This is a genomic window from Streptomyces sp. NPDC002884 (assembly GCF_040295245.1).
Taxonomy (GTDB): Bacteria; Actinomycetota; Actinomycetes; order Streptomycetales; family Streptomycetaceae; genus Streptomyces.
On the sequence record NZ_JBEOVB010000003.1, the window covers coordinates 99394 to 114480 of the forward strand.

The 15087-nt window shown below is 72.8% G+C and carries 10 protein-coding genes; 6 read left to right on the forward strand and 4 right to left on the reverse strand.

All coding sequences use genetic code 11. The annotated features are described in order from the left end of the window. Positions 1 to 16 precede the first annotated feature (16 nt). Both ABT070_RS07835 and ABT070_RS07840 read right to left on the reverse strand, forming a co-directional pair. Entirely contained in the window at positions 17 to 2029 is a 2013-nt protein-coding gene (locus tag ABT070_RS07835) for a DUF1996 domain-containing protein (RefSeq protein WP_351757325.1), read from the reverse strand. 193 nt (positions 2030 to 2222) lie between these two features. Further along, complete coding sequence (locus tag ABT070_RS07840; RefSeq protein ID WP_351756238.1) at positions 2223 to 3161, reverse strand: hypothetical protein; 939 nt, start codon at positions 3159 to 3161, stop codon at positions 2223 to 2225. Between the two features lie 340 nt (positions 3162 to 3501). On the opposite strand from ABT070_RS07840, the gene ABT070_RS07845 reads away from it, so the two are divergent. Continuing rightward, positions 3502 to 3909: a cupin domain-containing protein gene (locus ABT070_RS07845; protein WP_351756241.1), complete on the forward strand. Its 408-nt coding sequence runs from the start codon at positions 3502 to 3504 to the stop codon at positions 3907 to 3909. A 44-nt stretch (positions 3910 to 3953) separates the two neighbouring features. On the opposite strand, the gene ABT070_RS07850 is transcribed toward ABT070_RS07845, so the two are convergent. Together ABT070_RS07850 and ABT070_RS07855 are read right to left on the reverse strand one after the other, a co-directional pair. Continuing rightward, positions 3954 to 5381, reverse strand: a complete 1428-nt coding sequence (locus ABT070_RS07850) for an alkaline phosphatase family protein (RefSeq protein WP_351756243.1) — start codon at positions 5379 to 5381, stop codon at positions 3954 to 3956. 219 nt (positions 5382 to 5600) lie between these two features. Continuing rightward, complete coding sequence (locus ABT070_RS07855; protein WP_451102149.1) at positions 5601 to 5786, reverse strand: hypothetical protein; 186 nt, start codon at positions 5784 to 5786, stop codon at positions 5601 to 5603. A 275-nt stretch (positions 5787 to 6061) separates the two neighbouring features. Between ABT070_RS07855 and ABT070_RS07860 the strand changes: the two genes are divergently transcribed. The 5 genes from ABT070_RS07860 to ABT070_RS07880 all read left to right on the forward strand — a co-directional run bounded on the left by ABT070_RS07860 (position 6062) and on the right by ABT070_RS07880 (position 14980). Then, positions 6062 to 6664, forward strand: coding sequence for a lipoprotein (locus ABT070_RS07860; RefSeq protein ID WP_351757328.1), 603 nt, complete (start codon positions 6062 to 6064; stop codon positions 6662 to 6664). 373 nt (positions 6665 to 7037) lie between these two features. Continuing rightward, positions 7038 to 9644, forward strand: a complete 2607-nt coding sequence (locus tag ABT070_RS07865; protein WP_351756245.1) for a SpoIIE family protein phosphatase — start codon at positions 7038 to 7040, stop codon at positions 9642 to 9644. Positions 9645 to 9695: 51 nt separating this feature from the next. Next, entirely contained in the window at positions 9696 to 12383 is a 2688-nt protein-coding gene (locus ABT070_RS07870) for a SpoIIE family protein phosphatase (protein WP_351756248.1), read from the forward strand. 132 nt (positions 12384 to 12515) lie between these two features. After that, the gene (locus ABT070_RS07875; RefSeq protein WP_351756250.1) at positions 12516 to 13880 is read left to right on the forward strand and encodes an FAD-dependent oxidoreductase; all 1365 of its coding nucleotides are present in this window, start codon (positions 12516 to 12518) and stop codon (positions 13878 to 13880) included. A gap of 134 nt (positions 13881 to 14014) precedes the next feature. Beyond that, positions 14015 to 14980: a DUF1152 domain-containing protein gene (locus ABT070_RS07880; RefSeq protein WP_351756252.1), complete on the forward strand. Its 966-nt coding sequence runs from the start codon at positions 14015 to 14017 to the stop codon at positions 14978 to 14980. The last annotated feature ends 107 nt before the right edge of the window (positions 14981 to 15087 follow it).

Here is a 15087-nt window from a genome sequence, read left to right on the forward strand (position 1 = left end):
GTACGGCGTCTGGATCTCAGTACTTACGGCGTGCGTTGCGGAACAGAACGCCGAAGCCGGCGATCACCAGCAGCCCTCCGGCGGCCGCGGGCCAGAGGTTGGCGCCGGTCTCGGCGAGGCCGCCCTGGACCGCCTGGGGCTCGGTCCCACCCGGGACGGTGGTGTCGGTTCCCGTGCCGGCCGGGGTCTGCGACTGCTCGGGGGTGGCCGCGGGGGCCGCGGTCGCCGGGGAGCCGATCTCGCCGCCCGAGCCGGCGGCGGGCGCCGAGGTGGCCGCCTTGGCCGACGGCTTCGTGTAGACGCGGGGGTCGGTGGTGGCGCCACCGGAACCGTTGCCGCCCGTGTCGGGCTCGGTGTCGGCGGGCTCGGTGGTCGCGGGAGCGTCGGGGGCCTGCGACGGCTCCTGCGTGCCCTCGCCGGAACCGCCGTTGCCGTTCCCGGCGTTTCCGCCGCCGTTGCCGCCGTTGCCGGCGTTTCCGTCGTCGCCGGAGCCGTTGTCGTCGCCGTTGCCGCCGTTGGCACCGCCGCCGTTGCCGCCGTCGTTTCCGCCGTTGTCGTTTCCGCCGTTGTCGTTTCCGCCGTTGTCGTTGCCCGGGTCGGTGCCGGCGCCGCAGGTACGGCCGTCGTTGATGCAGTCGACCATCTCGCGCATCAGGCCTTCGTCGAAGACGTTGATGAAGTCACCGTGGTCGGTCACCGGCTTGTGCAGCTGCTCCGGGAAGGAGTCCACCGCGAACAGCGGAGTGGTCTTGCCGCCGTCCTGGAGGCTCGGCGCGTCGACGTCGTACACGATGCGCTGCACCAGCTGCGGAACGGCCTTGAAGCCGTTCGCGCAGGTGCCGTCGGCGGCGGCGAAGGCCACGTGGGTGCGGTGGTTGGCACTGTCGATGTTGCTGCCGTCCCAGCAGCTCTGGAAGCGGAAGGTGCGCACCACGTCGCTGCCGGACGGGCAGATCGGGTACTTGTCCTTCAGCTGCCGGTCCTCGAACCCTGTGCAGCTCCAGGACGCGTTGGCGTTGGCCGTGCCGTTGACGAAGGCCTTGGCGTCGCCGGTGATGACGCGCAGCAGCCGGGGCATGGCGGTGACCTGGCTGCGCGGGTTGCCCACGAAGGTCAGCGTGACCTCCTTGGGCGTGACGATCTTGCCGGCGTTGCCCTCGATGCCACCGCCCGGCTTCTGCGCGTCCTGCTCCTGGTCGCCGTTCTGCAGACGCAGCACGGGCCAGTAGTAGGTGGACTTGTCGCCCTGGTCCACACAGCTCGTGTCGGCGTTCGCCAGGTCGTCGTCGGAGGCGAAGGCGTCGTTGGACTGGTTGCCGACGTAGTCGTGGAAGTGGTGGGCGCCGTTGGTGACGCCCGGGGCCACGATCACGTTGTCGGAGTTGAACACGCCGTTCGCGTTCACTCCGCAGCTGGTGGTGAAGGTGCCGCGGGAGGGACCGGAGCTGGGATCCGGGGTCTGCCCCGCCGGCTGGACGGCGTTGATGTCGGCGTAGTCCGCGGCGACGGGGCCGTTTCCGGCCTGACCGCCGTTGCCCTGCTGGCCGTCGTCGCCCTGCTGGTCTCCGCCGCCGTTCTGGTCGTCGCCGTTCTGGTCGTCGCCCTGCTGATCGCCGTTCTGGTTCTCGTCGCCGCTGCCGTCGGAACCTTCGTCGGCCTGGTCGTCGTTGTCGCGCAGCGTGCAGCCGGCGAGGTCCTCCAGGCCTTCGGGGCGGTCACCGGCCCGGTCGATGGACTCCGCGATGCGCTGGATCGTCGCGCCGCGCTTCTCCTTCAACGGGTCCATGACCGCGTTGTCGGCGAAGTCCGCGTCCTGCCGCACCGACTCCGCGGACTCCTGGAGTTGGCGGTAGGCGGCGGCGATCTGCTCGTCCAGCAGGGCGAGTTCGCGGGCGACCTCGGGCGACGCCTGCTCCGGGACGTCGGTCAGCTTGCTGCCGACGTCCGGGCAGTCGATGGTGACGGCGCTGTTGCCGCCCTCTGTGGAGTTGCCGTCTTCGGTGGCCGATGCGTAGACGTTCACCCCCATCAGCCCACCGCCGCCGATGATGAGCGCCAGCGCCGCGAAAGTCGCGCGTCGCCCGCCCGTCTGGCGTCTGCGCCTGTTCTGTACCAAGGAGTGCTCCTACGCGTCGTCGGCGGCCATGGGCATGAGATCCCCCGGCCCTATACGCAGACGGACTCAGGAGTGTTCAACCGCACCACGAATTCATAGCAAGATCTCAGGCAGACGCCTTGTCCTGGGTCTTCGTGGCGGTCTGCCGTCGGCGGCGGCCCCTCTCGTGGAGCAGGCCGAGGACGATCGCGGCGGTCACCGCTATGAGGTGTTCGCGACCGGCGAGGTTGGGCTTGGCGATCGACTCCCACACCATCGAACCGCCGGTGAGCGTGAACACGATGGGCGCGCGGCGGACGACCGAGAGATAGGTGAACAGGCCGACGACGGCCGCGGACGGGCCGGTGTCGAGCACCTGGCCCACCTCGGGCGGCAGTCCGAGGCCCCACCATCCCGGCCCCATCGCCATCATCACCCGCACGGTGAGGGTGCCTGCCAGCGTGGACGCGTAGGCGATCAGCAGGGTCCTGCGGCGGCCCAGGGCGAGTTCGGCCAGGGCGAAGGCGAGGAACAGCTGGGTGATGCCGGCCCACACCGGCAGATCGAGGGCCGGGACGTAGAGGGAGACCGGGGTGCGCAGCAGGGCGAGCCACAGCGGAAGGTCGCCCTGGACCCCGCCGAGGACGCGCACCACCGCCGCGCCCGTGGGATGTTGGGCGATGGCGTGGAAGAAGATCACGCCCGCGCAGGCGACGAACGCCAGCAGCAGCGCCGCGGGCCCGCGGCGGCGCAACTGCCGCAGGGGGTCGACGACGATGCCGTACCACTCGCCCCGCAGCGTCCGGGCGACGAAAGCGGCGGTGCGGGCGAGCGCACCGCCGCGCGGCCCGCCCTCGGCACCGCCGCCACGCGGCCCACCCTCGGCACGGCCGGCGCGCGGCTCGTCCTCGGCACGGCCGCCACGCCGCTCACCGTCGGCACGGCCGCCACGCTGCTCACCGTCGGCACGGCCGCCGCGCGGCCCGCCCTCGGCACGGCCAGCGCGCGGCTCGTCCTCGGTACGGCTTTCGCGCGGCCGTTCCACGTCCGGACGCAGGATGCTCAAGGTCTCCCCCAAACACTCGTCGCACGATGTCTCATACGATCCACGCTCAGAAGGACGCGAAGAAGGCCTGCCAGGATCACTCCCGCAGAGGCCGTCTACCTCACATTTCGACCAGACCCTGCCGGATACGCCGGCCCGGAGATCCCGGGGAGGCGCGCGGGGCTGCAGGCCACCGGTGCGGCCGATGACACCCGGTCACGTCTCCGTAACTCAAGTGGGTTAATGTCAACGCCGTGGAACGCACTGACCAGCGGAACATGAACTCGGCCGGGTTGCGTCGCGCAGCGGGCCGGACCGGCCCCGGCGCCCCCGGCCCCCGCCCGCCCCGGACGACCGCCGCGTGAACCGACCGTCGCCCGTCGAGGCCCGCCCCACCGCGGAACCCGTACCGACCCTGCTCGCCGACGGCCTGCTCACCGAACGGCTCGCCCTGGGCGTACCGGAGAACACCAGGGTCGTCGTCGCCGACTACGAGATCCCGCCGGGCCACTCGCTCCCCTGGCACTACCACGAGGGCCGGGTCGTCGCCGTGGTGACGGCGGGCGTCCTGACCCGGACCCTGGCGGACGGATCCGAGTGCGTGACGCCCGCCGGCGGATGCATCGTCGAACCGGTGGGGCCGCGGGGCGTGCACATGGCGGAGAACCGGGAGCCGGAACCGCTGCGCATCTGCGCCCTCTTCTTCCTTCCGCAGGGCAGCCCGCTTTCTACGCGCGCAGAACCGCCCGACCTGGTCGCGTACCGCTGACCCGCGGCATGCTCGTCCAGGTCAGAGCGGCGTGCTCGTCCGGGTCAGAGCTGCGGCCGGGGGCCCGTCTCCTGGACCGGGAACGACTGCTCGGCGCCCGGCAGCGTGGGCCTGGGCAGGGTGGCGACCTCCTCCTTCGCCCTCATCAGCTGCTCCGCCGTGTCGTCGGGCAGCGCCGGCGCGAGCGCACTGGTGGACTCGAAGCGGAAGGCGGAGGTGAGATCACCGAAGGCACCGCGCCGCCATCCGCTGATGTTGGGCTCCATGACCCCCGTGAGCCTCTCCAGGAATCGCAGGGTCGAGGTGTGGTCGAAGGGCTCCGTGGCCACCCAGCCGCCCACGGTCCACGGCGAGACGACGATCGCGGGTACCCGGAAGCCGCCGCCGATCGGCAGCCCGCCGACGAACTCGCCGGGCGTGCCCACGGGCGGAGTGGGCGGGGGCACATGGTCGAACAGGCCGTCGTTCTCGTCGTAGTTGAGGATGAACGCGGTCTTGCGCCAGACCTCGGGGTTGGACGCGATGGCCTCGAGCTTCGAGGCCACGAAGTCCGCGCCGGCCGCCGGCAGGTAGTCCGGGTGCTCCGACTGGTGCCCCGGCGGCACCAGCCAGGACACGGTCGGCAGCCGGTCGGCCCGGGCGTCGTCCTCGAAGGTGCCCTCCGGCTGGGGCCGGACGCCCCGTTCGTACAGCTCGGAGCCCGGTCGCGCGTTGCGGAACGTGTCGAACTGCTCCAGCAGGTTGCAGCCGTAGTCGTCCTCCTGCTGGTACACCTTCCAGTCGACCCCGGCCGCCTGGAGCCGCTCGGCGTACGTCGTCCAGCTGAACGGCGTCGGGGCGGAGTTGCGGACGACGGGCCCGCCCCGGGCGCCGTCGGGGTCGATGGTGCCGGTCATCCACATCAGGCGGTTCGGCCAGGTCGGGCCGAGGACCGAGCAGAAGTAGTGGTCGCAGACGGTGAAGGTCTCGGCGAGGGCGAACTGGAACGGGATGTCCTCGCGGGTGTAGTAGCCCATGACATAGGGGGCGTTGGCGCCGTCGGCCGTGCGGTGGGCCGACAGCCAGCGGTCCATCCGGCCGCCGTTCCACGCCTCGTGCTGCACCGACCAGGCGTGGCTCGTGGACGGGATGGCCTGGGCGCTGGAGGTGTGGGTGTCGAGGTGGAAGGGCAGCAGGTGGCCCGCGGGGTTCTCGGCGTCGGGCTGGTAGAAGACGGAGCGCCCGGTCTCGAGGGTGAGCGCCTCGGGGTCGGCGAAGCCGCGCACACCGGACAGGGTGCCGAAGTAGTGGTCGAAGGAGCGGTTCTCCTGCATGAGCAGGACGACGTGTTCGACGTCGGCGAGTGAGCCGCGACGGGACGTTCCGGCCGCGACGGCCTTCTGCACGCTCGGCGGGAGGAGGGAGAGAGCCGCGGCGGCGCCCAGCGCGCCCGCGGTCGAGCCCAGGAGTCTGCGACGGGTCAACTCGGCCATGTGTGGTGTGCCCCTTGGTGAGCGGTGGAAGCAGAGGAAGCGGTGGAAACGGCGGAAGCGGACGAAACAGAGGAATCGGAGGAATCGGAGGAATATGTCGGCCCCGTGCCCCGTGCCGGACGGCCCCGTCCGCTCTCCGGGCCGGGCCCGGACGCGGACCACGCGGGTACGGCGGCGCCGAACCGACTGTCCGTCAGCCGGGTCGCGGCGCGGGGTCGTTCAGGTCCACAGGCCCCCGCTGTCGCCCACTCGCGCGCCCATGTCGCGCTCGCCGGCGCGGCGGGCCCGTTCGAGGAGACCGGCGGCCACCGGGACCACCTTGCGGGCCGACGGCAGGAGCAGGTCGACGTCCGGGTGGCCGTAGGTGTCGATCATGTCGATGACGATCAGCGCGGTCTTGCTCATGCCGCTATGGATTCCCAGCGACGCGTGAATATGACGGCACGTCACTCGTCCGCGCACATGTCGGTCAGGGGCTGGAACAGGGGGCGGGACGGTACTTTCCCCGGCCCGGCCGCCCGGTCGGCGAATCTCGGTGGCGGGAGCCACGACCCCCTCGGTTACAGTGCTCCGCCGGTATCGCGCCGGCGTCGAGAGGAGACACAGCAGTGCGCTTCGGGGCGGGGACCGTGGGGAACGTGGGGCAGGGGCTGACAGTGGCGGCCCTTCTGACAGGGCTGATGACGGGATGCGCGGCCGAGAAGGCCGAGTCGGAGGGCGCGTCCGGGGCGTCGGCGACGAAGGACGCGAAGGTCGCGCGGCGGGGAGGGTCCATCGGGGCTTCCGGGTCCGCCTGCGAGCTTCCCGTCGGCTTCGACATCGCCGAGTTCTGGAAGGCCGAGGCCGTCGACGCCGAGGAGTCGTCCGCCGCCACCGGCGACCTGGCGGACCTCGCCGACGCCTTCCTGCGCCAGGGCCCGGTCACCATGGCCTGCGAGGTCGACGCCAAGCCCGCGGGGAAGATCGGGTTCCTGCGGGTGTGGACCGGCGAGCCGGGCGACGCCGACGCGCGTGCCGTGCTCGAGGAGTTCGTGGCCGCCGAGAAGGGGGCGAGCGGGGCGCGGTACAGCACGGTGAAGGCGGGCGACATCACCGGCACCGAGGTCGTGTACACGACCACGAGCGAGCTTCTCGAGGAGACCAAGCAGGAGCACGCGCTCGCGGTCACCACGTCCGAGGGTCCCGTCGTCCTGCATCTGGGCGGCATGGACACCGCGGAGCACGAGGCGATGCTCCCGGCCTACGAGCTGGCCAAGAGCACCCTGCACACCACCACCGGCTGACGGACCCGACCCGGACCGGGCCGCACCCCGGACCGGGCCGCACCCCGAGACGGGCCTGCCCCCAGGCGGGCCTGCCCCCAGGCGGTCGGGACCCCGGGCGGGCCTGCCTCCAGGCGGTCGGGACCCCGTGCGCCGCGCGTCGGCGGGGAGTCCGGTGGGGGCGGCCGGGGGCGGGCCGGGGGCTCGTTCGTTCGGCGGCGGCGGGTACGGCCGGGTCGTGAGGAGCCGGCGCCCACCAGGATCTCGCTCGTGGAGTGCCGGTCACCTCGCCGGGACCCTTTCTCCCCGAGGGCGCGCGGATGCACATCCGGCCAGGTGTGGCGCATTCTTGCTGTGTCACCCAAGCGGCGGCGCACGGACGAGGTAGGGCCGAATGACTGGGAGCGCCGGAAACGAGCGGAAGACGTCCGGGCCACCGCCCGCGCTGCTGACCGGAGTCCTGGCGGACGCACTGCGGGCGACGGGCGGCCACACCGGTGGCGTCTACCTGTGCTCGGCCACGTCCCGGCAACTGCGCCTCGCGGTCCTCGCGGGGCTGCCCGGTCCGCTGTTCCGCCCCTGGTGGCGGGTGCACATGGACCGGCCGTTCCCGGTGGCCGACGTGTACCGCACGGGTGTGCCGGTGGTGCTGGCGAACGCCACCGAGATGATGCGCCACTACGCGCAGCTCGCGGCGGGCCTGCCGTTCCAGTTCGGTTCGCTCTACGTGCCCGTCGTGGCGGACGGGCGGTCCTTCGGGGTGCTGGCCGTCCTGCGACCGGCGGCGGCCGACGCGGCGGAGGTGCAGGCGGAGCGTGAGCGGCTGACGGCGGTGGCGGACGAATTCGGAGCGGCCCTGCTGGGGCTCGGGGCGGACGGCGAGGACGTCACCTGGGACGAGGGGCCGCTGTGCGTACGGCCGCCCGCCGCCGGACCGGCCCCGGGGCGCGTCGGGCGGTTCTCCTGGGACCCGGCGACCGACGTCGTCACGCTCGACGAGCAGGCACGGACCCTGCTCGGTCTGCCTCCGGACGAGTTCCCGGGCACGTTGGACGCCCTGGCCCGGGCCGTCGACCCGACGGACGCCCACCGGCTGCCGGGCCTGCTGCACCGCACGGCCCGGGGCCGGCCGCCGCCGCTGCCGCTCCAGGTCCGCACCACCGAGGGGGGACTGCGGCTCCTCGAGCTGTGGGACGCGACGGGCGTGGCGGCCCGGCCGGCCGACGCCTCCGCCGCGTCCTCCACGCTGCCCCGGCCCATCGCAGGCGTCCTCCTCGATCCGGGCCCGGGCGCCCTCGCCGACGGGGCCGCCGACCTCCTGCCCGAGGGGGTGTTCTGTCTCGACCGGCTGGGGCTCGTCGTCTACGCCAACGCGCGGGCCGGGCACCTTCTGGGCGTGCCGCGGGACCGGCTGGTCGGCCGGTCGCTGTGGGAGGCCGTGCCGTGGCTGAACCAGCCGACGGTGGAGGAGCATCTGCGCGGCGCCCTGCTGTCTCCGGATCCCGCGCACTTCCATGTGCGGCTGCCGGTCGCCACCGACCCCTCCGCCGTCCCCCGGCCGTACGAGGGCGACTGGCTGCGCGTGTCCCTGTACCCGGGCGCGGACCTCGTCACCTGCAAGGCGGTCCCGGCGCACCGCGTGCCGAACGACACGGACCGCGAGCCCTCGGAGTCCGACACCACCGCCCCCGACACCACCACCCCGACCACCCCGCTCTACCGGCCCATCGTGCTGGCCATAGCGCTGACGGAGGCGGTGACCGCCCGCCAGGTGTCGGCGGTGGTGATGCAGGAGCTGCTGCCCGCGTTCGGGGGGCGTCGGCTCGCCATCTACCTGCTCCAGGAGCGGCACCTGTACCTGGCGTGGGAGTCCGGCTTCCCCGAAGGTTTCCTCGCCCCCTTCGAAGGGGTGGGGCTGGACACCCGGCTGCCCGGTGTGGAGACCCTCACCACGGGCCGGCCGCTCTTCTTCGACTCGATGCAGCAGCTCGCGGACGCCTATCCGGGCATCGACCTCGACGCGTCGGAGGGCGCCCGCGCCTTCCTCCCGCTGATCGCCTCGGGCCGCCCGGTCGGCTCGTGCATCCTCGGCTTCGACCGTCCACGCAGCTTCGGATCCGAGGAGCGCACGGTGCTGACCGCGCTCGCCGGGCTGATCGCCCACGCGATGGAGAAGGCACAGCGCTACGACACCGAGGCAGCCCTCGCCCGAGGACTCCAGCAGGCCCTCCTGCCCCGCCGGCTGTCGCAGCACGCGCGCGTGGAGACCGCGGGGCGCTATCTGCCGGGCACCGAGGGCATGGACGTGGGCGGCGACTGGTACGACGTCGTGGAGGCCGGCGACGGGCTGGCACTGGTCATCGGGGACGTGCAGGGGCACGGCGTACAGGCGGCGGCCACCATGGGTCAGCTGCGCAGCGCGGTGCGGGCCTTCGCGCTGGGCGACCGGCCGCCCGAGGAGGTCATGGGCGGCACGAACCACCTCCTCATCGACCTGGACCCCGGCCAGTTCGCCAGCTGCTGCTACGTCCGGCTCGACCCGGCCACCGGTCTGGCCCGGGCGGTCCGCGCCGGGCATCTGCCGCCGCTGCTGCGCCACCCCGACGGCCGAACCGAGGTCGTGGAACTGGCCGGCGGCGTGGTGCTCGGGGTGGACCCGCGCGCCCACTACCCGGTGACGGAACTGCGCCTGGAGCCGGGCGCGATCCTCGCCCTCTACACGGACGGGCTGGTCGAGCGGCCCGGTCACGACATCGACGAAGGCATCACGACGCTGCGCCTGGCCCTGGCGGGAGCCGGGGACGGGCGTCCGGCGGCCGAGGCCGACGCCGGCGGGCCGACGGCCGACCATCCTCCCGGCCGTACCCTCGCGGACGTGGCCGACCGGCTCACCGCGACGGCCCGGCAGGCCGCGGACCGGGCGGACGACATCGCGCTGCTGCTGGCCACCCGGCGGGCGGCGGAAGTCACCCACGGCAAGCGGGCGGGACACGCCCCGTGACCGTGCGTGACGCCTCTCGCCTCGCGCGGCCCGGCAGTGTAGACATGGCACATGGTCCGACTCCTGGGGCGTTCGGATGCCCGGCCGGCCCGTCGTCCCCGGGTCAGGCGTACGCCTGAGTCCGCACTGGGCGGGCGCAGTCTCGCCGCACAGGTGTTCGTCCTCCAGGTGGTCATCGTGCTGCTGTTGGTCGTGGCGGCCGTGGTGGCGCTGCTGCTCCAGGTGCGTCACGACACCACCCAGGAAGCCCGCAACCGCTCCCTCGCGGTGGCGCAGACCTTCGCCAACTCGCCGGGCATCGTCGCGGCGCTGAACACCCCCGACCCGACGGCCGTGCTCCAGCCCAAGGCCGAGGCCGCCCGCAAGGCGTCCGACATGGACTTCCTCGTCGTCATGAACACCGAGGGCATCCGCTACACGCATCCCAAACCGGACCGCATCGGCAAGAAGTTCGTGGGGAACATCCAGCCGGCCCTGGACGGCGGGGTCGTGCTCGAAGAGGTCAACGGAACCATCGGCCGGCTGGTCCAGGCGGTGGTGCCGGTGAAGACGGCCGACGGAACCGTGGTCGGGCTCGTGTCGTCCGGGATCACCACCGCGCACGTCGGCGGCAACGCCGACCGGCAGCTGCCGCTCGTCCTCGGCAGCGCCGCCGTGGCCCTCGCCCTGGCCACGGCGAGCACGGCGCTGGTCAGCCGGCGCCTGCTGCGCCAGACGCACGGCCTGGGCCCGCGCGAGATGACCCGGATGTACGAGCACCACGACGCGGTACTGCACTCCGTACGGGAAGGGGTGATCATCGTCGGCGGCGAGGGCGACCTGCTGCTCGCCAACGACGAGGCGCAGCGCCTGCTCGACCTGCCGCCGGACGCGGAACGGCGTCAGGTCCTCGATCTGGGACTCGACCGGGACACCGCCGAACTGCTGGCCTCCGGGCGGATGGTCACCGACGAGGTGCACCTGGTCGGGGAGCGGCTGCTGGCGATCAACCAGCGGCCCACCGACCTGGCGGGCGGCCCGGCGGGCAGCGTCGCCACCCTGCGCGACTCCACGGAGCTGCGCGCCCTGTCGGGCCGGGCCGAGGCGACCCGCGAGCGCCTCGACATGCTGTACGCGGCCGGGGTGGGCATCGGGACCAGCCTGGACGTCGTCCGGACCGCCGAGGAGCTGACGGAGCTGGCCGTGCCGAGGTTCGCGGACTTCGCGACCGTGGATCTGTTCGACGCCGTCCTGGAGGGCGAGGAGCCGGGGGCCCGGGGCACGCTGCGGCGCACGGCGGTGAGCGCGATCCGCAAGGGCGCGCCGCTGTACGCGGTGGGCGAGCGGATCCGGTTCGTGGACTCCGCCCCGCAGGCCCACAGCCTCGGCGAGGCACGGGCGGTCCTGGAGGCCCATCTCGCCCAGGCGCCGGGCTGGCGCGCCCAGGACCTCGAACGCACCGAGCAGGTCGTGGAGTTCGGCATCCACTCGCTGATCACCGTGCCCGTGCGGGCCGGGTCCCTGATCCTGGGGGTGGTCAGTTTCTGGCGGTCGGAACGGCCCGATCCGTTCGACCCGGACGAGGTGGTGCTGGCGGAGGAGCTGGTGGCGCGGGCCGCGATCTCCATCGACAACGCACGCCGGTTCACCCGCGAGCACGGCATGGCGGTCACCCTCCAGCGCAGCCTGCTGCCGCGGACCCTGCCCGAGCAGAACGCCCTCGACATCGCCTACCGCTATCTGCCGGCGCAGGCGGGCGTGGGCGGTGACTGGTTCGACGTGCTGCCCCTGTCCGGGGCCCGGGTCGCCCTCGTCGTCGGCGACGTGGTCGGCCACGGCCTGCACGCGGCGGCCACCATGGGCCGGCTGCGCACCGCGGTGCACAACTTCTCCGCCCTGGACCTGGCCCCGGAGGAACTCCTCGGGCTGCTGGACGAGCTGGTGGCCCGTATCGACCAGGACGAGGCGGACGACGCCACCGACGCGGCCGTCTCCGGGGCGACCTGTCTGTACGCCATCTACGATCCGGTCTCCCGGCGCTGCACGATCGCCCGGGCCGGCCATCCGCCGCCGGCGCTGGTGCACCCCGACGGCCGGGTCGAGTACGTCGAGGTGCCCGCCGGACTGCCGCTCGGACTGGGCGGGCTGCCGTTCGAGACGGTCGAGCTGGAACTGGCCGAGGGCAGCTCGCTGGTGCTGTACACGGACGGGCTGGTGGAGGACCGGGAACGGGACATCGACACCGGTCTCGAGCTGCTGCGCACGGCCCTGGAGCGGGGCTCCGACGGTCCGCCCGAGGGGACCTGCCAGGCCGTCCTGGACGCCCTTCTGCCGCCCCGCCCGGCCGACGACATCGCGCTGATCGTCGCGCGCACCCGGGCGCTGGGCGCCGACCGGGTCGCCGAGTGGGACGTGCCGGTGGACCCGGCGGCGGTCGGCGAGGTGCGGGCGGCCGTGGCGCGGCAGCTGGCGCGCTGGGATCTGGAGGAGCTGTCCTTCACGACGGAACTGATCCTGAGCGAACTGGTCACCAACGCGATCCGCTACGGCAACGGCCCGGTGGGCGTCCGTCTGCTGCGTGACCGCACGCTGATCTGCGAGGTCGCCGACGGCAGCAGCACCTCACCGCACCTGCGGTACGCGGCCATGACCGACGAGGGCGGCCGCGGCCTGTTCCTCGTGGCGCAGCTGACCGAACGCTGGGGCACCCGCTACACCGCCAAGGGCAAGGTCATCTGGGCCGAACAGCCGCTGCCGTGAGGTGCGTCGGCCGCCGTTCCACTCATCAATGATGTTTATGAGTCCATAGACCGGACCCGCGTACCGGGTAAGGTTTGCCTTAGTTTAGGCTTCCCCCGAGTCGATCTGTCGCCACTCGAAGGGAACCTGATCATGCCCCGCCCCCTGCGGGTAGCCATTGTCGGAGCCGGCCCCGCCGGGATCTACGCCGCCGACGCGCTGCTCAAGTCCGATGTGGCCGCCGACCCGGGTGTCTCCATCGACCTCTTCGAGCGCATGCCGGCCCCGTTCGGCCTGATCCGCTACGGCGTCGCCCCGGACCACCCCCGCATCAAGGGCATCGTCAACGCCCTGCACCAGGTCCTCGACAAGCCGCAGATCCGCCTCTTCGGCAACGTCGACTACCCCACCGACATCAGCCTGGACGACCTGCGCGCCTTCTACGACGCGGTGATCTTCTCGACCGGCGCGACGGCCGACCGCGAGATGTCGATCCCCGGCATCGAGCTCGACGGCTCCTACGGCGCCGCGGACTTCGTCTCCTGGTACGACGGTCACCCGGACGTCCCGCGCACCTGGCCGCTCGAGGCCGAGAAGGTCGCGGTCCTGGGAGTCGGCAACGTCGCCCTCGACGTGGCCCGCGTCCTGGCCAAGACGGCGGACGAGCTGCTGCCGACGGAGATCCCGGCCAACGTCCACGAGGGCCTGAAGGCCAACAAGGCGCTGGAGATCCACGTCTTCGGCCGCCGTGGCCCGGCGCAGGCGAAGTTCTCCCCGATGGAACTGCGCGAGCTCGACCACTCCCCCACCATCGAGGTCATCGTCGACCCCGAGGACATCGACTACGACGACGGCTCCATCGCGACGCGGCGCGGCAACAAGCAGGCCGACATGGTCGCCAAGACGCTGGAGAACTGGGCGATCCGCGACGTCGGCGACCGCCCGCACAAGCTGTTCCTGCACTTCTTCGAGTCGCCGGCCGAGATCCTCGGCGAGGACGGCAAGGTCGTCGGTCTGCGCACCGAGCGCACCGCCCTCGACGGCACCGGCAACGTGAAGGGCACCGGCGAGTTCAAGGACTGGGACGTCACGGCGATCTACCGCGCCGTCGGCTACCTCTCCGACAAGCTCCCGAAGCTGCCCTGGGACCTCGACTCGGGCACGGTCCCGGACGAGGGCGGCCGCGTCATACAGGAGTCCGGCGAGCACCTGCAGTCGACGTACGTCACCGGCTGGATCCGCCGCGGTCCGGTCGGCCTCATCGGCCACACCAAGGGCGACGCCAACGAGACGGTGTCGAACCTGCTCGCCGATCACGCCGAAGGCCGTCTGCAGACGCCCGCCTCGCCCGAGCCGGCGGCGGTGGAGGCGTTCCTCACCGAGCGCGCCGTCCGCTTCACCACCTGGGAGGGCTGGTACAAGCTGGACGCCGCCGAGAAGGCGCTGGGCGAGCCGCAGGGCCGCGAGCGCGTGAAGATCGTCGAGCGTGCGGACATGCTGCGGGAGAGCGGCGCGTAGTCCTGGGCGCGGGGTCCGGTCGCCGCCGTCGGGCCACTCCGGCCGCGGCCGGCCGGACCCCGGCTCGCGCACGGCTCGGCACTGTCGGCGACAACTCCGTTGGCCGCGTGATCGACGCCTGTTAGCGTCCCGGGGTGTTCTCCCTCCACGAGCCTCCCCTGTTCACCCGGCTGCGCGACGCGCGCCGGGTGCTCGTCGCCGGTGCGGGCGGCGGTTTCGACGTGTACGCGGGCCTGCCGCTGGCGCTCGCCCTGCGTTCGGCGGGCAAGGAGGTCCATCTGGCCAACCTCTCCTTCGCCGACCTGTACGGGCTGCCCTCCGAGGTCTGGCTCCAGCCGGACGTCGCGGCCGTCCGCCCCGACCTCCCCGCCCGCGGCGACTACTTCCCCGAGCGCACCCTGGCCCGCTGGCTCGACCGGCACGACCTCCCCTCGACGGTGTACGCCTTCCCGCGCACCGGCGTGGAACCCCTGCGGGCCGCCTACCGGGCGCTCCTCGACCACCTGGGCGGGGTGGACGCCGTCGTCCTGGTGGACGGCGGGACGGACATCCTGATGCGCGGCGACGAGCACGGGCTGGGCACGCCCGAGGAGGACATGGCCAGTCTCGCCGCCGTGTGCGACCTCGACGACGTCCCCCAGAGGCTGGTGGCCTGTCTCGGCTTCGGCGTGGACGCCCATCACGGGGTGAACCACTCCCTGGTCCTGGAGAACCTGGCCGCGCTGGACCGGGAGAACGCCTACCTCGGCGCGTTCTCCCTGTCGCACCACAGCCCCGAGGGGGCCCTCTACCTGGACGCCGTGGCCGACGCCCAGGCCTGCACGCCGGGCCACCCGAGCATCGTCAACGGTTCCGTCGCCGCCGCCGTGCGCGGCGCCTTCGGCGACGTCAGGTTCACCGAGCGGACCAAGGACAGCGAACTGTTCGTCAATCCGCTGATGGCGCTGTACTTCTGCGTCGACGCGCCCGGTCTGGCCCGTCGCAACCTCTACCTCGACCGCCTCGACGGCACGGTCCTGATGCGCCAGATCAGCTCCCGCATCGAGGAGTTCCGCGCCGGACTCCCCCGGCTGCGGCAGCCGCGCGCCTTCCCGCACTGAGGCGCGGGCCGCGCTGCCCCGCGGACGCCGGTGCGCCGGTCGTCGGCGCGCGGCGGGGGCACGGCCGCCGACGACCACCAGGAGCGCGGTCGGCGACGGCGGGGCCG

What these genes read in the sequence shown, in the direction of transcription:
- ABT070_RS07875 (WP_351756250.1), top strand. Translation starts at nt 12,516, where the DNA reads ATGCCCCGCCCCCTGCGGGTAGCCATTGTCGGAGCCGGCCCCGCCGGG.
- ABT070_RS07865 (WP_351756245.1), top strand. Translation starts at nt 7,038, where the DNA reads ATGACTGGGAGCGCCGGAAACGAGCGGAAGACGTCCGGGCCACCGCCC.
- ABT070_RS07870 (WP_351756248.1), top strand. Translation starts at nt 9,696, where the DNA reads ATGGTCCGACTCCTGGGGCGTTCGGATGCCCGGCCGGCCCGTCGTCCC.
- ABT070_RS07855 (WP_451102149.1), bottom strand. Translation starts at nt 5,786, where the DNA reads ATGAGCAAGACCGCGCTGATCGTCATCGACATGATCGACACCTACGGC.
- ABT070_RS07850 (WP_351756243.1), bottom strand. Translation starts at nt 5,381, where the DNA reads ATGGCCGAGTTGACCCGTCGCAGACTCCTGGGCTCGACCGCGGGCGCG.
- ABT070_RS07860 (WP_351757328.1), top strand. Translation starts at nt 6,062, where the DNA reads ATGACGGGATGCGCGGCCGAGAAGGCCGAGTCGGAGGGCGCGTCCGGG.
- ABT070_RS07835 (WP_351757325.1), bottom strand. Translation starts at nt 2,029, where the DNA reads ATGGGGGTGAACGTCTACGCATCGGCCACCGAAGACGGCAACTCCACA.